The sequence below is a fragment of the Pseudomonas putida genome (assembly GCF_001976065.1).
GTDB lineage: Bacteria > Pseudomonadota > Gammaproteobacteria > Pseudomonadales > Pseudomonadaceae > Aquipseudomonas > Aquipseudomonas serbica.
Genome location: NZ_MNAH01000001.1, coordinates 1,051,550 through 1,070,636, shown reverse-complemented (window position 1 = coordinate 1,070,636; position 19,087 = coordinate 1,051,550). Strand labels below are relative to the sequence as shown.

General features: G+C 60.0%; 17 protein-coding genes. 10 read left to right on the top strand and 7 right to left on the bottom strand.

Translation table 11 applies throughout. The features are described 5' to 3' along the window. Window positions 1-68: 68 nt before the first annotated feature. From BKX96_RS04975 to BKX96_RS04955, 5 genes are read right to left on the bottom strand one after another with little or no spacing between them, the layout of a single operon-like run. Complete coding sequence (locus tag BKX96_RS04975; protein ID WP_077182924.1) at window positions 69-1,796, bottom strand: ABC transporter ATP-binding protein; 1,728 nt, start codon at window positions 1,794-1,796, stop codon at window positions 69-71. A gap of 58 nt (window positions 1,797-1,854) precedes the next feature. After that, a complete protein-coding gene (spt, locus tag BKX96_RS04970; RefSeq protein ID WP_143512384.1) occupies window positions 1,855-3,057 on the bottom strand; it encodes a serine palmitoyltransferase in 1,203 nt (400 codons plus the stop codon). Beyond that, entirely contained in the window at window positions 3,044-3,304 is a 261-nt protein-coding gene (locus BKX96_RS04965; protein ID WP_077182923.1) for an acyl carrier protein, read from the bottom strand. Before BKX96_RS04965 ends, spt begins: the two co-directional genes overlap by 14 nt. 36 nt (window positions 3,305-3,340) lie before the next feature. Beyond that, window positions 3,341-4,258 (bottom strand): NAD-dependent epimerase/dehydratase family protein, encoded by a 918-nt coding sequence (locus BKX96_RS04960; RefSeq protein WP_179092124.1) that lies wholly within the window; start codon window positions 4,256-4,258, stop codon window positions 3,341-3,343. Further along, a complete protein-coding gene (locus tag BKX96_RS04955; RefSeq protein WP_077182922.1) occupies window positions 4,255-5,979 on the bottom strand; it encodes a fatty acyl-AMP ligase in 1,725 nt (574 codons plus the stop codon). The genes BKX96_RS04960 and BKX96_RS04955 overlap by 4 nt, the downstream gene beginning before the upstream one ends. Window positions 5,980-6,396: 417 nt before the next feature. Here BKX96_RS04955 and BKX96_RS04950 point away from each other — a divergent pair, with 417 nt between their 5' ends. The 8 genes from BKX96_RS04950 to BKX96_RS04915 all read left to right on the top strand — a co-directional run bounded on the left by BKX96_RS04950 (window position 6,397) and on the right by BKX96_RS04915 (window position 14,698). Beyond that, window positions 6,397-7,539, top strand: a complete 1,143-nt coding sequence (locus BKX96_RS04950; RefSeq protein ID WP_077182921.1) for an N-acetyltransferase — start codon at window positions 6,397-6,399, stop codon at window positions 7,537-7,539. Next, window positions 7,523-8,353 carry a nucleotidyltransferase family protein gene (locus BKX96_RS04945; protein ID WP_046815508.1) on the top strand — a complete coding sequence of 277 codons (831 nt, stop codon included), beginning with the start codon at window positions 7,523-7,525 and terminating at the stop codon, window positions 8,351-8,353. Before BKX96_RS04950 ends, BKX96_RS04945 begins: the two co-directional genes overlap by 17 nt. A 72-nt stretch (window positions 8,354-8,425) precedes the next feature. Continuing rightward, a complete protein-coding gene (gene lptF, locus BKX96_RS04940) occupies window positions 8,426-9,499 on the top strand; it encodes an LPS export ABC transporter permease LptF (protein ID WP_046815568.1) in 1,074 nt (357 codons plus the stop codon). Next, on the top strand, window positions 9,496-10,578 hold the full coding sequence (lptG, locus tag BKX96_RS04935) for an LPS export ABC transporter permease LptG (RefSeq protein ID WP_077182920.1): 1,083 nt from the start codon (window positions 9,496-9,498) through the stop codon (window positions 10,576-10,578). Before lptF ends, lptG begins: the two co-directional genes overlap by 4 nt. Before the next feature lie 76 nt (window positions 10,579-10,654). Further along, window positions 10,655-11,839 (top strand): CDP-alcohol phosphatidyltransferase family protein, encoded by a 1,185-nt coding sequence (locus BKX96_RS04930; RefSeq protein ID WP_077182919.1) that lies wholly within the window; start codon window positions 10,655-10,657, stop codon window positions 11,837-11,839. After that, window positions 11,832-12,809 carry a diacylglycerol/lipid kinase family protein gene (locus BKX96_RS04925; RefSeq protein WP_077182918.1) on the top strand — a complete coding sequence of 326 codons (978 nt, stop codon included), beginning with the start codon at window positions 11,832-11,834 and terminating at the stop codon, window positions 12,807-12,809. The genes BKX96_RS04930 and BKX96_RS04925 overlap by 8 nt, the downstream gene beginning before the upstream one ends. A 6-nt stretch (window positions 12,810-12,815) precedes the next feature. Beyond that, a complete protein-coding gene (locus BKX96_RS04920) occupies window positions 12,816-13,781 on the top strand; it encodes a hypothetical protein (RefSeq protein WP_077182917.1) in 966 nt (321 codons plus the stop codon). Between the two features lie 68 nt (window positions 13,782-13,849). Next, entirely contained in the window at window positions 13,850-14,698 is an 849-nt protein-coding gene (locus BKX96_RS04915; protein ID WP_077182916.1) for a metallophosphoesterase family protein, read from the top strand. Here the strand turns inward: BKX96_RS04915 and BKX96_RS04910 are convergent. Further along, complete coding sequence (locus BKX96_RS04910; protein WP_077182915.1) at window positions 14,674-15,483, bottom strand: phosphocholine cytidylyltransferase family protein; 810 nt, start codon at window positions 15,481-15,483, stop codon at window positions 14,674-14,676. The genes BKX96_RS04915 and BKX96_RS04910 overlap by 25 nt on opposite strands. Before the next feature lie 407 nt (window positions 15,484-15,890). Here BKX96_RS04910 and BKX96_RS04905 point away from each other — a divergent pair, with 407 nt between their 5' ends. Then, window positions 15,891-18,053: an ELM1/GtrOC1 family putative glycosyltransferase gene (locus BKX96_RS04905; RefSeq protein ID WP_256721383.1), complete on the top strand. Its 2,163-nt coding sequence runs from the start codon at window positions 15,891-15,893 to the stop codon at window positions 18,051-18,053. A gap of 30 nt (window positions 18,054-18,083) precedes the next feature. On the opposite strand, the gene BKX96_RS04900 is transcribed toward BKX96_RS04905, so the two are convergent. Further along, the gene (locus BKX96_RS04900; protein WP_316252127.1) at window positions 18,084-18,386 is read right to left on the bottom strand and encodes a hypothetical protein; all 303 of its coding nucleotides are present in this window, start codon (window positions 18,384-18,386) and stop codon (window positions 18,084-18,086) included. A gap of 106 nt (window positions 18,387-18,492) precedes the next feature. On the opposite strand from BKX96_RS04900, the gene BKX96_RS32775 reads away from it, so the two are divergent. Next, window positions 18,493-18,756, top strand: a complete 264-nt coding sequence (locus BKX96_RS32775) for a hypothetical protein (protein WP_046815515.1) — start codon at window positions 18,493-18,495, stop codon at window positions 18,754-18,756. The last annotated feature ends 331 nt before the right edge of the window (window positions 18,757-19,087 follow it).

The window sequence follows — 19,087 nt, the reverse complement described above, 5'->3', positions numbered from 1 at the left end:
AAGGAATTGGCTACGTGATTGGAAAGCCCGGCCCAGTGCCGGGCTTTTTCATTGGCGGTTTACACACTTCAGGCTTTCGCCTCGTCAGTCCGGGTGCCATCAGGATCGACGGCATTGTGGATGGCCAACACCTTGCCATCGCGCACCTCGAGAATCTGGTCTGCAATGCGGATCATGGCAGGGCGATGGGACACCGCGATGACGGTGATGCCAGGGGTCAGATTCTTCAGTACCTGGCAAATATCGGCCTCCGACTCCGGATCGAGCGCGCTGGTGGCTTCGTCCAGGATCAGAAGCCTGGGACGATGGGCCAGTGCGCGCGCGATGACGATACGCTGTCTTTGACCTCCGGAAAGTTTCGCACCGCGCTCGCCTACGATCGATTGCAGCCCACCCGGACACTCCTGTACGAACTGCCATGCACCGACTTGACGGAGCGCGCGCTCGGCGTCCGCGGCAGTCAAGGCCCTGTCGCCCAAGGTGACGTTCGCCAGGATGCTGTCGTGCAGCAACAAGGTTTCCTGGGTGACGTAGCCGATCATGCGGCGCCACGCCCTTCTGTCCAGATCATGCAAGTCGCAGTCGTCTACCCTGATGCGTCCTGACTGTGGCGCGAGCAGCGAACAGATCAGGTCGAGCACGGTGGTCTTGCCTGCACCGGAAGGGCCGATCATGGTGGTGAATGAACCGACCGCAAAGCTCATCGACACGTCGTCGAGAACCTGCCGCCCCCCATAACCAAAGTGGATATTTTCAAAACCGATATGCCGCTTCAAGGCAGGCGCGCAGTTCCCCCCGACGGGCTCGGCATCGGCGATAGCGTTGTCGATCGACTCGTTGATGGCCCAGTAGGCACTCTCTTGCGCGACCATCCGGTGATAACGCTGCTGCGCCTTGTGCAGCAGCCCCAACATGCGCACCACCACGAAGATAAGCACCATCACTGAAGACAGTGGCAGTCCGCCGATGACCAGCCCTGCGTAGAGACCTGCCGCGGCAAGAACCGCGAGCATGGGCTCCTGCAAGGCCCTCAGCGTTTCGCGACTCATCACTTCGCGTTCCAGTGCTGCATTGAGCTCACCGGCATGATGACGCAATAGAGAGTCGGCGATGTCATCCCGGGCCATGGCTTTGAGCGGTTTTACTGAAGCCAGCGTGTCTGTCAGGTAGACCAGCAGTTCGCGCATCAGTCGGGTCTGGCTTTTCCCCACGCGTCGGGAGGTCTTCACCAGCCCGCGCACGGCCACCAACAGGACAAAACCGATCAGCAGCGCCAGGATCGCCGCCTGCCAGGAAACAAAAAGCGCAATGATTGCGTAGGCCGCGGCCTGAATAGCCAGCGCCAGCATATTGGCCGCGTGCTCGTAGGCGGTGGACGCGCGGAAAGCCTCGGTTGCCACGGCATTGGCCAATGCTCCGGCCGGTTGCCGTAGATAATATTCCCAGCGGCTGCCCAGCGACGCCTTGATAAGGTCAATACGCAGGTCGGTGGCCACATGCGCCACCGTGTAGCCGACCTGTCGATTGCCCAGCAGGATCAGCAGGTTGCTCAGCGTCATGCCCACGACAATGATCACCAGCATGTTCGGGATCGAAGGTTGCAGGCCTATCGTGTCCATTATCCCGAAGACCTGGACCGCCAACTTTGAATGGGGCTGGTCTTCAAGTACGGCCGATATCAGCGGAAGCATCGTGCTCAGGCTGACGCTTTCAACCACCCCTGCCAACAGCAGGCTCAGCAGCATCAGGACGGTGCGGGCCGGATAGGAGCGGCCAAAGGCAAAAATAATCCGCATGAGTGTCGTTCACTATGTCGTAGGTAAAGATTAGCTCACCGACAGCTCGCGACACTCATCAAGCGCCCACTGTGACGAGTCCCATCGGGCCACGCAAAGAAGCGAAGGCCTCGATGATCTGGTCTATTTGCTCAGGTGTATGGGCCGCACTGACGCTGCAACGCACCAGGGTGACGGCGCCGGGTGTCGCGGGAGGTAGGACCAGATTGACATAGACGCCCTTCTCTATCAGCGCCCGCCAGACGGCCAGGCCCTCGTGTGGCGACTTCAGCATGACGGCAATCACTGGACTGGCTTGCGGCCCCAATTGGTAGCCTGACTCAGCCAACCCCTGATAAAGCCGCCGCGCGTTCGACCACAGCTGACGCCGCAGTTGCGGGCGTTCCTTGATGGCCATCAGCGCCGACCTCACCGAGGCAATCGCCGAGGGTGCGGGGGACGCGGTGAAAATGTAAGGTCTGCTGGCATAACGAAGCAGATCCATTTGCGCGTCGTGACAGGCGGCGAATCCGCCGACGGCGCCCAGGCTCTTGCTGAACGTGCCCAACAGGATGTCCACCTCCGAATCCACACCCAACTCCTCCGCCAGCCCTCGCCCATTGGCCCCCAGCACGCCAAAGGAATGCGCCTCGTCAACCAGCAGGTAGCCTCCAAGGCGGCGCTTGACCTCGACTATTTCCCTGAGCGGAGCCTGGTCACCGAGCATGCTGTAGATGCCTTCCACCAGGATAATCGCTTCCCGGGCGCGGTCGCCGAGCCGGACCATGCGCCGTTCCAGATCAGCGACATCGTTATGGCGAAAACGGATGATCTGCGCCCCACCCAGCTTGCAAGCGTCGTAGATGCTCGCGTGGCAGTCGGCGTCAAGCAGCACCACCTCGCGCGCGCTCGCCAGCGTGCCGATGACGCCCAGATTGGCGACGTACCCTGTCGAGAACACGATGACCGAGCGCCGCCCGAGAAAATCAACCAGTTCATCCTCCAGCGCGCTGTGCCCGGCGTAACTGCCGTTGGCCATGCGAGAGCCGGTGGTGCCGGTGCCTTCAAGCTCCAGTGAACGCTGCGCCGCCTTGATGCCATCGGGGTCGAACGTCAGCCCCAGATAATTATTGGTGCCGGCCAGGATGACCCTTTGGCCCTGGATACTGCCCTCGGTGGGGGAATACATCTCGTCGATGCGAATTCCAAAAGGATGCAGTTGTGAATCACAGAGACTGGCGCGCTCGGCTGCCAGCTTGCCGAATTTGTCAAACAGTCCCATCGGCATGCTCCATCAGGTTGAGAATGGCGTGAGCCAACTGAGCAGGCGTGCTCACATCCATCAAGATATTGATATGGATCGAGATGTCGAATTCGTCTTCCAGCTCCATCAGCATGTCCATCACCTTTATCGACTCCATCCCCAGGTCCTGGGCCAGGTCGGTATTGGGGTTGATTGGCGTTCCTGGAGGTGCGAATCGCCCGATGAGCATCATCACCCTGTCGAGTATCGCTTGTTGTGTGATCATCGTGGGTTTCCTTGAGTTCAGTGGCTCTTTGCCCGCTCAAAACAGGTGATTGCGCAACGCTTGCCGTAAAAGAATCCGGGGCTCCCAGCCCAATGTCGCGCTGATGTGGGCATTGCTGCAAGTCCAGTCAGGGTGCATCAGCTCATTGACTTTACCGGGCGTGAGCATAGGTGCCTGCCGGGTAAGACGAGACAGCATCAGGTTCGCTCGTGCGATCCCCTTGACTACCGCGGCAGGCACTGCCGCCTGGCGTACCGGGGCATTGCGGATGTCGGAGGCGATGCTGGCCAGGCTTGCCCAGTCGTACCCCTGCGCCTGGCCGTCGCATAACTCAAAGGTCTGCGATTGCCCCACGGGTGCATCCAGCCATTGCATGACGGCACCGACCAGATCCTCCACATGGAGAAAGCTGAACTGTGAATCGTTTCGACCAAGGGTCACCAGCCAGCCGCGCAGTAGCCACTCGAACACCGGACGCAATTCCCGGTCGCCCGGTCCATACACGGCGGTCGGCCGGAAAACGCACACGGGTATCGCCCCGGCCGCGGCCCTGACCTGCCGTTCGCCTTCGAATTTGGAAGCGGCGTACCAGGACAACGTCGGATGCCTGGCCGCCAGGGACGAGATGAGCAGGAAACGCTTGCAACTGCCGCTCAGCCGCGCCGCCTCCATCAAGCGCTTGCTGCCCAGCACATTGACCGCATCGAAGTCCCGGGCATCGCTGCCCCTGACCTTGCCTGCGCAGTGAATGACGGTGTCCGCCCCACTGGTGAGTTCGACGAGGGCCTGTTCATCTTCCAGTGTTCCCCTGATCCACTGTGTTCCATCCTCTGCCGTTCCGCTCCTGGAGCGAGCCAGGGCACGCACCTTCACGCCACGGGCGACGAGTCGTTCGCGTAGGACACTGCCGATGAAGCCCGTCGCACCCGTCAGTGAAACAATGCCGGCGCTCACGTCTCCTCCAGCGCTGGATAAGGAAGATCGGTGTTCACCTGGGCCATGAATCGTTCAAGGGCTTCGGCACGGGAAGGCTTTCCCGAGGAAGTTCGAGGCAGCGAGTGGGGTGGTACGAGGTGCACCTCGGCAACGAGACCGAATTCACTGATGATCTTTGCGGCCAGGGTACGCACCAGATGTTCGCGACTTTGCGGCTCACGGATGCGGCATTGAATCTGCACCACGACCTTTGGCTCATCATCGCCGGGTACGACAAATACGATGGCATCGCCGGGCCTCAGTTCAGGCGCGGACTCCACCAGGTATTCAATATCCTGCGGCCAGATGTTGCGACCGCGGACGATGAGCAAATCCTTGTGCCGGCCAGTGATGTGCAGTTCGCCCCGGGACAGGTAGCCCAGATCACCGGTGTTCAGCCAGTCGTCTCGTAACGCGGCCCCGGTGCTCTGCGGGTCATTGAAATAACCTGACATCACACTGGGTCCCTGCACGAATATCTGCCCGACCTCACGCTCGGCGACCACCCGCCCCGCCGCATCGCGGATTTCCACGCGATGGCCGGGCAAAGGCGCGCCACAATTGGTAAAGCCACAGCTTCCCGGATCATCGGCGGCGCACACTTGCGCCTTGAACTGATACTCCAGAACGTGGCGAGAGACATGATCCACCAACACCCCGCGGCGGGCGAAGCTGACGGCAAGCGTGCTTTCCGCCAGACCGTAGCAAGGCGTGAATGCGGCCGGATCGAAGCCGGTGTCGTAAAAACAATCCGCGAAACGGCTTAACACCGATGCCCGGATGGGTTCTGCCCCGATCCCCGCGACACGCCAGCAGGAGAGATCCAGCGCAGCTTTTTCCGAGTCACGGACTCGCCGCGCACAAAGGTCATAGCCAAACGGCGGAGCGACCGAAATGGCTACCCGATTCTGGCTGATCAGCTTGAGCCATTGCCCAGGCCGAGTGGCGAAATCCTGGGTGTGCAGGTAGTCGACCGTCAGTTGCGCGGCCATGGGTGCCAGGACGAAACCCACCAGCCCCATGTCATGATAAAAGGGCAACCACGAGGCGCACCGGTCCCCCGGGCGAACGCCAACACCGTCCACGACGATGCCCCTGACATTGGCCATCACCGCACGCTGGGTAATGATCACGCCACGAGGAAAGCGGGTACTGCCAGAGGTGTATTGCAAGTAGGCGATGTCCTCCGGCAAGACCGTGGGAAGCGCCTGCACCGCGGGCAATTCGGCCAAATCCGTCACAGTTCCGACGAACACCTGCCGGGTCTCCCCCAGTGCTTCGCGGATATAGGGAAGCCATTCCTGCGCCCCTAGAACGGCCGCCGGTACGCAGTTGATGAACAGCCCTTGCAACTTGTCGACGTAAGAACGATGGCTTCCCAGGCTGGAAGGAACCAGTAGAGGAACGGCGATCAAGCCGGCGTATTGGCAGGCGAAAAAGGCCTCGATAAAGCTTGGGTGCGTATCGGCAATAAGCGCGACCCGGTCGCCTTTCTTCAACTTGAGCCCAAGTAGTCGATGAGCAATCGCGACGGCATTAGTTCTGAGCGACGCGTATTCAACCGCCGAACTCAAGTGGCAATGCCTGTCGTAGAAGTTCATGCCGGCCTGACCGGTAGCGGCATAATCGAGTGCTTCCACTAACGTGGAAAAGTCGGCTAGACGTTGGGGGAGTGCCTGATTTGCAAGGGTCGCAGACATAATAAGACACCCATCCATTTAGCCCATGTAAGGATAAGTCAAATAGCGGGTTGATCACCGGCGCCGGTAAAACACGTGACGTTTTACTGCCCTCGAATCCGTTTTCATGGGGTCTGGGCCCCAAGGATAAGCGGTTCGGCCTTTTCAATCATTTACAACGCCTCACGCAATACTAATCGGCATCTGCGTGATCGCAAATTTTTTCCCGAGTGAGCGACGACCGGCGGAATCGAGGGTAGCAAAGCTCACGTTACAGAATGCGCTAATGGTCGCAAAGTGCACGGATTACTAGCGTTCACTAAAGCAGTGGCGCCAATTTCCCCGGCATTCGTGCCCTGTGGCATTACTTCAGCTACGCTCTCCCAGGTACCGAAAAAGAGATGCTAGTTCAACTGCTACGGACTTTTGTGGCCAACGATGATCGATAAGAAGTTACCCATCATTACGCGACCCGTCCTCTCACGCTTGGATCTCAAGACATTCATCAGTTTCCCCGGCACCCTGTATCGCAACGATCCTTGCTGGATCGAGCCGATCCATTACGAGCGCCATGAACTCCTTTCCGAAAAGAATCCGGCGTCCCCTCATCTGACATGGCAGGCGTGGCTGGCCTGGTCGGGAACGGAAGTCGTGGGGCGAATCACCGCTCAGATCGACAGCCTTCACCGGCAATTGCACGGCCATGATTCGGGTCACTTTGGAATGCTCGAAGCCGTGGACGACCCTGCCGTATTCGACAGCCTGTTCGCGGCGGCAGAGGCCTGGCTGCGAGACCGTGGCGCTGCATGCATCACAGGCCCCTTCAACCTGACCATCAACCAGGAAAGCGGACTGTTGGTAGAGGGGTTCGATCGTCCCCCGTCCGCCATGATGGGGCACGGACAGCGTTTTTATGATCAAAGGCTCGCCGCCCTGGGCTACCGGCAAGCCAAGGATCTGCTCGCCTACTGGATGCGCACCGACCAATTGCACTTCCCACCGGCCTTGTCGGCGATGATGGCGCGCGAGCGAAAACGCGTTGTGATCAGGCCCTTGGACACCCGTCAGTTCCGCCGGGACATGGGAATTCTGCGAGACATATTCAATGACGCCTGGAGCCGCAATTGGGGCTTCGTACCCTTCACCGAATCCGAATTCTTCGAGCTCGGCAGCCAACTGCGACTGTTGGTCCCCAAAGACCTGCTGTACATCGCCGAAGTCGACGGCAACCCCTGCGCGTTTATCGTGGCCATGCCTAACATCAACGAGGCGATCGCCTCCCTCAAGGGGCGCTTGCTGCCCTTTGGCTGGCTGCGACTGCTGTGGCGGCTGTATGTCAAGGGCACGCGCACTGCACGCGTGCCCTTGATGGGCGTCAAGCAGGCCTACCAGTTCAGCCGATTGGGACCCACACTCGCCTTGCTTCTGATCGAAGCGCTCAAGCCGCCCTTCGTCAAGCGCGGCATAGAAGCCCTGGAAATGTCCTGGATCCTCGAATCGAATGCGGTCATGCGCAAGATTCTCGACCAGATCGGTGCCACCCCCTACAAACGCTACCGGGTTTATGAAAAGCGAATTTGAGCCGAGACAGTTCACCGCGTTGGTCCTGGCTGCTGACAGGAGCCCGGCCGATCCCGTTGCCGCCATGGCCGGGACAGGCTGCAAGGCGCTGGTGCCGGTGGCAGGGGTACCCATGGTCCGTCGGGTCATCGAGGCGCTGGAGGCCAGTGACCGGATCGACCGAATCGTACTGGTAGGCCCTGCGCGACATTTACTGGCGCAAGATGCCTCGATGACGCAACTGCTCGATACCGCCAGAATCAGTTGGCTGGAACCCGCCAGCTCCCCCAGTACCAGCGCGGCGCAGGCGCTGGCGCGTCAACCGGCAGACCGGCCAGTGTTGGTGACCACGGCGGATCATGCGCTGCTCTGCCGGGAAATGGTCGACTATTTTCTTCAGCAAGCGGCTGCAGGCGGCCATGACTTTGTGGTGGCGGTGACACCGCTGGACACCGTGCTGGCCCGTTTTCCAGGAACCCGCCGCACCAGCATTCGGCTTCGCGGCGGCCCGTATTGCGGCAGCAACCTGTTCGCCTTCATGACCGAGGATGCTCGACGCCTCGCCAGCTACTGGCAACGGGTCGAACAAGATCGCAAGCACCCCCGGCGAGTCATCGCCGGCGCCCTGGGCCTTGGGGGCGTACTGCGCTACCTGTTGGGACGGTTAACCCTGGAACAGGCGCTGCAACAGCTTTCCGCCAGGTTGGGGGTGAGTCTCGGCGCGGTGATCATGCCCTTCGCGGAGGCCGCTATCGATGTCGATTCGCCGCTGGATTATCAAATGGTGGAGAGGTTTCATGCCCAGAGAAATCAATCGATACCGAGCGATACCTGATGGTTCTGGACGGCAGCAATGCCCGATCGCGGGCGCCCGGCGCAGGCACGGCGAAAGCTCAGGACCCGGGACATGTTCCTGATCGAACGCTACGTGATCGCCGAGATCCGCCGGCCGATGATGGTGATGGTCAGCATCCTGGTATTCATTTTTGCCAGCTATTCCGCAGAACGCTATCTCTCTGACGCCGTCGAGGGAACGCTCGCGGTGCAGTCAGTGCTGCAGATGGTGTTCTACAAGGTACTGATTGCCCTCGAAATGTTGGTGCCGGTGGCGTTATATGCCTCGGTGACCCTGGCGGTTGGACGCCTGTGCCATGACTCCGAAATCATTGCGATAGCGGCCTCGGGTGCAAGCCCGCTGCGCATCTATCGGGCTGTCCTGCTGCTGGCCATTCCGATCTCGCTGGCGGTGGCAGTGCTTTCGCTCTACGGGCGCCCCTGGGCTTATACGCAGGCCTATGTACTGGAGCAGCAATCGCGAACAGACCTGGATGTCAATCATCTGCAAGCGCAACGGTTCAACCTCAACAACGAAAACGGCAGGATGATCCTGGCAGAACGGATAGACCGCAATGATGGCCGACTCCTCGACGTGCTGATCTATGATCCGGGGGATTCCAGGTCCCGGGTGTTTCGCGCCGGGCAAGCCCGCATCCTCGATCCAGACCCAGAGGACCCGATCGTGGAGCTGACGCAAGGCCATTCCTATTTGCTCAAGCACAGTACTTCACGGGACATTTCGGAAGAGTTCGAGCAGATGCGGCTGCACTTGCTACCCATCGAACGGGCCGCCGAGGGTAAGCGCAAGGCGGCTTCCAACGAAATGCTGAAGGCCTCCAGCGCGCCCCTGGACAAGGCCGAATTGCAATGGCGCCAGACACGGGGTGTCAGCGCGACGGTACTTGCACTGCTCGCCATCCCGTTGAGCCGCACCCGGCCCAGGCAGGGACGATTCGCTACCCTGCTGCCCGTGACCGCCGTCTTCGCCCTGATCTACTACGCAGCGGACATCTGCAAGACGATGGTGGGCAACAACACCCTGCCTTTGTTTCCGGGCTTGTGGACAGTACCGCTGCTGATGAGCCTGGCCCTGCTGATTTTCCTGGTGCGCGATCTGGCAAACTTTCGGTTCGGTTACCGATGAAAATCCTCGACCGTTACATCGCCCGTCATGTGTTCTTCGGTTTCGCGGCGGCCGCAGCGCTGCTGCTACCGCTGTTCTCCACCCTCGACCTGGTGGGTGAACTGGACGACGTGACGCCTGGCGGATACCGCTTGAGCCAGGCCATCGAAGTCGTATTCATGACACTGCCACGCCGTGTTGTCGAGCTTGGTCCCTTTATCGCCCTGCTGGGTGGCATTGCCGCACTGGGTCAATTGTCAGCCACCCGGGAACTGACGGTCATGCGCGCCACCGGGCTGTCGATTGCCCGGATCGGGTTCACCGCGACATTGGCCGGGCTCGCGCTGGCGCTGGCCTGGGCGGCGCTGGATGAATGGGTGGCCTCTCCCCTGCAGCAAAACGGCCTGGAACTGCGCAACGAAGCCATGGCTGCCGGCGCGCAGGCCAGCAACGATCAGGGCAGCGTATGGGCTCGAGAGGAAGATCAGATCGTTCGTATCGGCAATCTTGCGCACAAACGATTGCCGGTCAATATTGAAATATTCAGGTTCGACAAGGACCGTTCACTGGTTTCCTACATCTTTGCAGAGACGGCGGACATACAGGACGCAGGCCAGTGGCGCTTGAACAATGTCAAGGTAAAACAGTGGGACCAGGGCGTTGAAACGACGCAACAGCTCGATCATATGCCTTGGCACTCGATTTTTGGCGGCGCACGCTTGGGCGACATCACGCTGCCGACCGAAAGCCTGTCTGCTCGCCAGCTCTATCGTTACATCGCGTACCTCAAGGGCTCGGGCCAGCCCTCGGCACAATACGAAATGGCCATGTGGCAAAAGCTCGGGCGACCGATCCTGACCCTGGCGATGATCCTGTTCGCCATCCCGTTCGCCTTTGCCCAGCCGCGCTCGCCCAACCTGGGTGCGCGGTTGGCTTTGGGTGCGCTCGTCGGGTTAATGGTCTATGTAAGTAATCAGATCATCGTAAACCTTGGACTACTGCTAAAGATAAACACCCTGATCACCACGTTGGGGCCGGCACTGGTCTTGCTCGCAGTGGCTATTGTGATGGTGGCATACCTGGACCGGGGCAATCGTTGAAACCGGTCATGCTATTCAATGGACAGGGCGTTGCCGCCCGCTCCTTCGATCAACGTGATTCGGTGCAGGCGCAAAAATGAAGACTCCCGTATACCTGATCTGTAGTAGCCCGGTGCGGCTGTGGGGCCTGACTTCCAGGGAGCGATTGGGCCGTATGCTGGCAAAGCTGCCCAACGCCCATCTGTGCAACGCGGACGATCCGTTGCCTGCCCAAGGCGAGGTCGTCCTGCTGCGCGAAGATTACCTTTACGATGACCGCGTGCTCCGCGGGCTGATGGCAACGCCTGAGGTCGCGCTACAGGATCCCCGGACCGGCACCATCGTCGCCGCCCATGCCAGTGTCGACCGGCTTGCACACTTGCCCAGCCTGGACAGTGACGCCGTAGCGGGACTGCGCAAAGTGGTTCCCGGCACCGTGGCCACCGCGATGCAGACGCAACTGCGCAAATTCGATCCTCCGTGGGTCGCGCCAATCACCGACGCCAATCAGGCGCATCTTGAGAAGTCCCTGTTCAACGGTTCCTACAAAGGCGTCACCGACTTCATCACCCGGGCGGTCTGGCCTGTCCCGGCGCGCTGGGCCACCGTCTGGTGCGTGCGGCTGGGGCTCAGTCCCAATCAGGTCACGGCAGCCAGCTATGTCCTGGCCATCCTGGCAGGCATTCTGTTCTGGCATGGGCATTTCGGCGCGGGCCTGGTGGCCGGCTGGCTGATGACGTTTCTGGATACGGTGGATGGCAAGCTGGCACGCGTGACCGTGACGTCCACGCGCTTCGGGAATATTTTCGACCATGGCCTGGATCTGATTCACCCGCCGCTTTGGTATATCGCCTGGGGAATGGGGTATGAGGCGACGTGGGACTCGGATATACCCCTCGACCCTGTGCTCTGGGCCATTTGCCTGGGCTATGTCGCCGGTCGGCTGTGCGAGCTTGCGTTCAAGTTCGCCGCGCCTTTTTCGCTGTTTCTCTGGCGCCCCTTCGACTCACTCAACAGACTGGTCACCGCGCGGCGTAATCCCAACTTGCTCATCCTGACCTGCTTGTGGGCGCTGGACGCCCATGACACGGGGTTGATCTGGGTGGCCGTCTGGACCTGCTTCTCGACGCTGGTCCTGGGGGTTCGCTCGGTGTCCGCCATTGTCTTGAAATACCGAGGGCACCCGCCACAGCCCTGGCTCAGCCGAATCGACATGAACGCCGAACACGACCGTTTGATCGTGCGCATGTTCGCGCCCCGCTCGGGCCTCAACGATGCATGACGCCTGCCCGCGGCCACAGAAAGTCGGGATCGTGCTCAACCCTTGCAGCGGAACCATTCGGCGCGCCTTGCCCAGGTTCCGCCTGCTCGCGCGCAACGTTCCCGGCGCGGCGGTGCTCGAAGCGACCGCCGCCCAGGAGATCGCCGACGCCGTGAGCCACTTCCAGCTCAGGGAAAGTGACCTGCTGGTGATCCTCGGTGGCGACGGAACCCTGCAAGCCGCCCTCTCCCTTCTGCTGAGCCGCGAGCCCACAAGCCTGCCGACGATTCTGGTGGTTCCGGGGGGTACCACTAACATGAGCGCGATCGATCTGGGCGCGCGCCTGAGCGTCGAAAAGGCCTTGGTGAGCTTATCCGCCTGGCTTGCCGGCAATGCAGCCACGCCAACAGTCGTATCGCGCGCGGCGCTTCGGGTGGATGACCCGCTGGACCACGGGCCGCGATTCGGGATGTTCTTCGGCATTGGCGCGGTTGTGAACGGCGTGCGTTACTACCATCGGGAGCTGCGGCCCAAGCGCGTACCCGGAGCGTTGGGACCGTCGCTGGCCTTCGGCCGAATGCTGCTTTCAGCGCTGCACACCTTGCCACACGATCTGTTCAGGGCATTGCCTGCTCGCCTTGGCACCCATCGCGGTGCCTGGGAAGGCGATTGGCTGGTGGTGTTTGCCACGACCCTGAACAGGCTCCTGGCTGGGATCAGGCCTTATTGGGGCACCGAACAGGCGCCCATTCATCTAACCGCAATCGCGCATCGGCCCAAGCGACTGGCCCTCATCCTGCCGTTCCTGCTCTGGGGGCGGGCCAACTCGCTGATCAAGGAGCAGGATGGTTACTTCAGTCACAACTTCACCCGGATGGACCTCGATGGTGCTGACGAGTACGTGCTGGACGGTGAAATTTTTCCAGCACAGGGCACGATCACGCTAGCCGCCACCGACCCGATCCGCTTCATGACCTTCCAGGACACTTGAGATCCGATGCGCGCCTCTGATTCCATGCCGCCCCCCGCAGACCTGCTTGAACAAATCAGGGCGCAATGCACGCAGCCAATGCCCGGCGAGCTGGACGGGATTGTCCAGGCATTGCACACACGCCTGGGCGATGCGCTGGTAGCGCTGCTGGTTTATGGTTCGTGCCTGCGTAACGGCGATCTCACCGACGGCATGATCGACTTTTATGCGCTGGTCGATAACTATGCTCACGCGCATCACACGCGCTTGCAGCAGCTCGCCAACGCATGGCTTCCGCCGACCGTGATCCTCGTCAGGGCTGCCGCGCCCGATGGCCAGATACTCCATGCCAAATGCGCCATCCTCACGCTGCAGGACTTCGAAGCGGGCACCGGTTCATGGTTTCAAAGCTACCTCTGGGCCCGTTTCGCCCAGCCGTGCCGACTCGTTTATTACAAGGACGTGGAGACACACAAGCGTATCCATTTCGCACTGGCTCAAGCCGTGATGACGCTGATGAGTCGCTGCATCGCCAGTCTACCGGATCGATTCGACAGCTTTTCTCTATGGGAAAGCGCGCTGTCGCACAGCTATGCAGCCGAGCTGCGTCCCGAGTCAGCCGATCGCCCCGGGCAACTCGTCAGGCATGACAAGGCTTATTATTCACGCATCACCCGAGCCGCCGCGCCTGCGGTGAAGCACATGGCAGCCTGTGCGGGCGAAGAGGACTGTTATCGCAACCTTTGCCCGGCTGCCATGCGCCGAGGTAACGAGCGACTGTGGAGAGTCAGGCGAGTGCAGGGAAGAACGTTGAACGTAGCGCGGCTGGTCAAATCCTTTTTCACCTTCGAAAACGGCGTCGACTATCTCGTCTGGAAGCTGGAACGCCACCTGGGTGAGCCCATCGTGGTGACCCATCGATTGCGCCGATTCCCGTTGGTCTTTGCATGGCCATTGCTCTGGCGCCTGTTGAAAAGCCGCCGGCTACGCTGATGACGTTGCTCCTCGCCAACGCGGACAACAGCGGCAACCCATGAATAGAGGCAGGATTTCCAGCAACGATGACCAGACTTCTGCATATTTCCGATACGCATTTCGGCACAGAACAGCTCCCCGTCATGCAAGCCTTCGAAATGCACGTCAAGGCCCATGGCGCCGACCTGGTGGTTTTTTCAGGGGACATCACGCAACGCGCCAGACGCGGGCAGTTTGCCTCGGCGCAGGCATTCATCAAGCGCATCAAGGACTACGGAGTACCGCAAGTCCTGTCGATACCCGGCAACCACGATATCCCCCTGTACAACCTGCTCGCGCGCCTGTTTTCACCCTACGGGAATTACCACCGGTATATCGACGGCAATCTCGCACCCATTTTCGAGAATGACGATGCATTGATCATCGGCTTGAATACAACCCACCCTGCCCGCCGCAAAGACGGCAAGGTCACTGCCCGACAAGTCGAGGAAGTGGCTGAGCGGCTGCAGCGGTGCGATCCGCAAAAACTGCGCATCGTCGTCGCTCATCAACCGTTCGGCTCGATCGTTGCCTCCGACCGGCGCAATCTGCAGAGGGGTGCAAGGGCTGCACTGGAGTGCTGGGCCTCGTCAGGGCTCGACCTGGTGATGGGAGGGCATATTCATCTTCCCTATGTGCAGGCACTCAGCAAGCAATATGCCGGACTGGCCAGGGAAATCTGGGGGGTTCAGGCGGGAACGACCCTGTCGTCACGTATTCGCGGCAATGCCCCCAATTCGTTCAATCGAATCTATCTGGACAAACGAATAAGGCAAGTCACCATCGAGCGCTGGGAGTATTGCTTCTCCCGTGCCGCCTTTGAGCGCAGCGCCGAATTTCATTGTGACTGTCCGCTGCCCTCGTCCCTTCGTCAGGCCCCTGGTTTATCGCCCTGAGCAAGGTGCAGTTCCGTGCCAGGCTTACGGTCTGCCCAAGGCCTGACCAGTGCGTGCGCTGCCCGGAGGTCGGCAGGATAATCCAACTCCACCCAGCCCAACCCTTCGATTGACTGTGCGAAAACCTGTCCGGTAGTCCCTGCAAGGTAATCGATGATGCTCAAGTACCACATTTGCAAGGCTTCAGGGCGGCGCATGCTGTCTTCCAGCGCACGTCGAAACAGCGGCCCTCCGCCTGCCTGGAAATGCATCATGCCAATAGACTCCCCGTCGACATAATCGAGCGGAATCAGTTTACTGATGGCGCTGATCCGGTCACCGATGAGTTGGACTTTCATATCATCGCTGTCGTAAGCCGATTTCCTGTCGACCGCGAGGGTAATTGTCCTGGGAGGCGCATCAAGCAGTCGCTCCAGGACTGGCTGGTCAAATAGCGTATCGCCATTGAGCAGGATGAAATCGTCATGCATGATCTGGCGAGCCATCCAGCAACTGGCCAGGTTATCGGCAACCTCAAAGAACGGGTTGTAAATCGTGGAAATGACGCCTGGCCCGTAACGGTCGTTCAATACCCGTTCCACCTGCTCTGCCCCATAGCCGATCACCACGGTGATCCGGCTTATCCCGGCAGCCATCAGGGCATCGATCTGCCATTCTATGACTCGCTGCCCACCGACCTCGATCAGGCACTTGGGGGAGTTCGTCGTATAGGGAAGAAGCCGTCGTCCTTGTCCGGCGCTTAATAGAATTGCAGTTGTACGGGTGCGTTGTTCGAATAGACCCATTTTTCCCGGGCTCCTATTTAAGGATTTGAACTAGCAGGACCCTGCGATCATTTAAAGACTTGGTGGGTAGACTAGAACAATCTATTCGCTCGGTTGAAACTTTGGACCCCCGCCCATCGCCTCGATTCAAAAAATACCGTACGCAAAACTTATCCTCGACTTCTCGTATTTCGCTCTATGCTGTGGAGATTAATTTTCCGAGGAAAACGCTCATGCGCTTGGAGGGTTCAGCACAGTCATCCCCAAGCCTCGATAGCTGCGACCCCGTCGCCTCAGGGGACATCGGCGAACACGTCGCGATTCCCCACATCGAGCCGATCGTCCTGGCAGCCCGAGCCGGAGCCTCGCACGCTCCCCCCGTGCGCATATTCCTGGGTACCGAACCTGCTCAATACCGAGCCGAGCGCATGTTTGTCTTTGCGCTGGAGCAAGTGCGAAACCCGGACCGGCGTTATGAGATTTACCGGATGACGGGCCTGCCCGGATTCGCCCAGGCGGGCTGGCGTACCGGCTTCACCAATTATCGCTTCGCTATCCCGGACCTGGCGGGGCGCCACGGTCGCGCGCTGTATAACGACGTCGATCAGCTTTATACCGCCGACCCGGCCCCTCTGTTCGACCAACCGATGGGCGAGCACGGCTACCTGGCGCTTGCCCCCAGGGAAACGGCCGTCATGCTCATCGACTGCGAGCGCATGCACGACTGCTGGAACATGAAAGCCGCCACCACGACCAGCAAAAAAAAGCTGCACGCGCTGGCAGCCGACATACCGGGCTGCTTCGGGACACTGGATGCCATCTGGCACGCCCGGGATCTGGAATACAAACACGGCGAATCCCGATTGCTGCATTACACAACGCTGCATCTACAACCCTGGAGACCCCTTCCCGCCCAATACAGCTATCAGATCCATCCCTTCGCGGAAATTTTCCTCAGCCTGGAGGAGGCGGCAGACGCGAGCGGGTATGAGCTCTACACGGCAGCACAGCCCAGTCCTCGGTTCGTCCACTCCCGCCGGGAAGTCGCCTCGCAACCGGCGCTGATCCCGCAAGATGTCCAGCTGCTCAGTCGTAAGCTGCAGTGTGCGAAGCTCGGGCTGATCGGGCCATGGCAACAAACGCAGGCACTGGGCCCGGTGGTCAGGCAGTTCGATATCGACCAATTGCGCCAAAGCGATTTACCCCCTCAGGATTTCATCGCAGCCCAGGGCCTTGAAAAGCTGCCTGCGGAAGACCTGCCCTGGGTCATCGATCGCCTGTTCAGCCTGGCCACTCGCTTGCTTTACATTCAGGCCAGGCTCAGTGGCGATGGTTCGATGACCAGCGCTGTCAGCGGCTGGCGCCGACTCCTGCGACGCATTGCGCGGCGCTATCCGGATCGTTGCTGGCAGCTCGACTGCGAGGATGAAAAAGGTCGTACGCAGCGCTTCGTCGCCGACTATGCGTTGCGGCTCAAGACCGCCGATAGCCCCAAGGTCTGGGTGCTGCTGAGCAATCACGCAGGCGACAACGCACAGCTGATTGCCATGGCCGACGCGCTGGGCTGGCCCTACGAATGCAAACGCATAACCGTTCCCCCCCGCCCTTATCTGCTCGACGCCCTGCTGGGCACCCGGTTGCCCAGACGGCCAGTACCGGGCCTGAGCGCGCCCTGGCCAGACCTGGTCTTGAGTGCGGGACGGCGTTGCGCCCAGGTGGCCCAATGGATCAAGCATCGCTCCAAGGGTACGACGCAACTGGCCCATGTGGGACGAGCCCAGGTCCCGTTGTGGCGCTTCGACCTGGTCCTGTCGACTCCGCAATACGGGCTTGCCCTGGCGGACAACGTCGTGGACCTCCCTGCCCCGTACATGAACCCGCGCACGCTGGATCAGGCGCAACTGGAGCTATGGCGACAGCGCTTCACTTCCCTGCCTCGCCCCTGGATCGCCGTCCTCGTGGGAGCGAGTGCCTCGCCCTATTGCATGGACGCGGATGCAGAGATTCGCCTCGGCCGTGAAGCCAATGCTACGGTCAAGGCCCTGGGCGGCTCGATTCTGCTTTCGACCAGCCCGCGCTCATCTGCAACAACCACCGATGCGTTGCTGTCTGGCATTGACGTTCCCTGCTGGTCGTATCGATTCGGTGAGACGCAAGACAACCCTTATCCTGCATTTCTCGCGCTGGCGGATGGCTTTATCGTCACCGGCGACAGCCTTTCAATGCTGACAGAGGCTTGCATGACCGGGCGTCCGGTTGCGGTGTTTCCATTGCCCATCAAACGCAATGGCAAAGCCCGACTTCGCCACGCCCTGGAACAACGACTGGGCGTTATCGACCGGACAACGGGCGTACGTGGCACGCCCAAGCAACAGGAGGGCTTCAGCCGATTCTATTTCAAACTGGTGTCGGGCGGCTTGATAAGACGAGAACGACAATTCGAGCAGGCGCACATCGCACTGGGCGTGATGCCCTTGTCAGAAGGGCTGATGCAGCCACCCAGCCTTTCTCCACAATTGCTGGCAAGCGCCCGCGAACGAGCCATTAACGCCATTCGCGATTTGATCATCGGCGAAAAACCGTCAGGCTGAACAATAGCGGCGCTACTGTGAATGAAAAGCTCAGATAGCGGGCGGGGAATTATCGCCAACGATTGCGAGCGGGGCATTCATGAAGGCATCCCAGCACTGATAGGCGTCGTGCTGCCGCTTGGTAGCAATTTCCCATTCAGGTCCCGAAACACACCGGGATGACACAAGCATCATCATTCCCATGGTGGAGGCATCAAGTTCTAACAAGAGTTCGTGTGATTTCATCCTGAAGTCGTCGATAGATGCCATGTCTTTACCCTGGGCGGAGCACACCGCCATCGAGAAACAGTTGTCACTCGGGTGGTTGAGTGTGGCGTGAGGAAGATAGTTCATACCCATTCGACCGTAGCGGATACAGCGATGAGGGTGGTCTGCCGGCGGGGCCGTCAAGTCGACGCTCAACCCCGCTCTACTTGCCCTGGCTCATATACAAGGCGCCATGACTTCAGGCGACCTTCAATGGCTCGACACGTACTCGCCCATCGGCCATGTGCTGAAGATACTCTCGCCACTTTTGGAAGGCTTGCTGCTGCCTGGTGGTAGCCGCCAGCCACTCTGCGCCACCAATGAGCCCGATCGGGATGGCCATCATCTGCTCGATTGCAAGATCAAGTTCATTTGCGAGCTCACGCCCATTCGGCAAATCGAGGATTGGTGGTCGCATGAAAAACCTGTCGTTTTTATGGGCTACTTCATCGACTGATCAATTTGCTGATCGTGCGCGAGCCCTGACGAACGGTAAATCCCAGCGCTATTTCCTAGACAAAAAAGCCAGATAAGACGGGCAAATCTTGCAGCTCATGTGAGTGGGGCGTGAACAATAACGACCCGCGTGGCCACGAGGAAGTCTTGCGCCAGTTTTGCGCGGGTTTTGCGAGGGTTTTGCGCAGACACAAAAAAGCCGATCTAGCTGATCGGCTCAAGTGTCTGATTTTACTCAGGAATAATGGTCGGGACGGAGTGATTCGAACACTCGACCCCTAGCACCCCATCTCCTTTTTCATACTTCTTGAAAGCTTCCAAAATTTTGCTCT

What these genes read in the sequence shown, in the direction of transcription:
- BKX96_RS04975 (WP_077182924.1), bottom strand. Translation starts at nt 1,796, where the DNA reads ATGCGGATTATTTTTGCCTTTGGCCGCTCCTATCCGGCCCGCACCGTC.
- spt (WP_143512384.1), bottom strand. Translation starts at nt 3,057, where the DNA reads ATGGGACTGTTTGACAAATTCGGCAAGCTGGCAGCCGAGCGCGCCAGT.
- BKX96_RS04965 (WP_077182923.1), bottom strand. Translation starts at nt 3,304, where the DNA reads ATGATCACACAACAAGCGATACTCGACAGGGTGATGATGCTCATCGGG.
- BKX96_RS04955 (WP_077182922.1), bottom strand. Translation starts at nt 5,979, where the DNA reads ATGTCTGCGACCCTTGCAAATCAGGCACTCCCCCAACGTCTAGCCGAC.
- BKX96_RS04950 (WP_077182921.1), top strand. Translation starts at nt 6,397, where the DNA reads ATGATCGATAAGAAGTTACCCATCATTACGCGACCCGTCCTCTCACGC.
- BKX96_RS04945 (WP_046815508.1), top strand. Translation starts at nt 7,523, where the DNA reads ATGAAAAGCGAATTTGAGCCGAGACAGTTCACCGCGTTGGTCCTGGCT.
- lptF (WP_046815568.1), top strand. Translation starts at nt 8,426, where the DNA reads ATGTTCCTGATCGAACGCTACGTGATCGCCGAGATCCGCCGGCCGATG.
- lptG (WP_077182920.1), top strand. Translation starts at nt 9,496, where the DNA reads ATGAAAATCCTCGACCGTTACATCGCCCGTCATGTGTTCTTCGGTTTC.
- BKX96_RS04930 (WP_077182919.1), top strand. Translation starts at nt 10,655, where the DNA reads ATGAAGACTCCCGTATACCTGATCTGTAGTAGCCCGGTGCGGCTGTGG.
- BKX96_RS04925 (WP_077182918.1), top strand. Translation starts at nt 11,832, where the DNA reads ATGCATGACGCCTGCCCGCGGCCACAGAAAGTCGGGATCGTGCTCAAC.
- BKX96_RS04920 (WP_077182917.1), top strand. Translation starts at nt 12,816, where the DNA reads ATGCGCGCCTCTGATTCCATGCCGCCCCCCGCAGACCTGCTTGAACAA.
- BKX96_RS04915 (WP_077182916.1), top strand. Translation starts at nt 13,850, where the DNA reads ATGACCAGACTTCTGCATATTTCCGATACGCATTTCGGCACAGAACAG.
- BKX96_RS04910 (WP_077182915.1), bottom strand. Translation starts at nt 15,483, where the DNA reads ATGGGTCTATTCGAACAACGCACCCGTACAACTGCAATTCTATTAAGC.
- BKX96_RS04905 (WP_256721383.1), top strand. Translation starts at nt 15,891, where the DNA reads ATGTTTGTCTTTGCGCTGGAGCAAGTGCGAAACCCGGACCGGCGTTAT.
- BKX96_RS04900 (WP_316252127.1), bottom strand. Translation starts at nt 18,386, where the DNA reads ATGAACTATCTTCCTCACGCCACACTCAACCACCCGAGTGACAACTGT.
- BKX96_RS32775 (WP_046815515.1), top strand. Translation starts at nt 18,493, where the DNA reads ATGACTTCAGGCGACCTTCAATGGCTCGACACGTACTCGCCCATCGGC.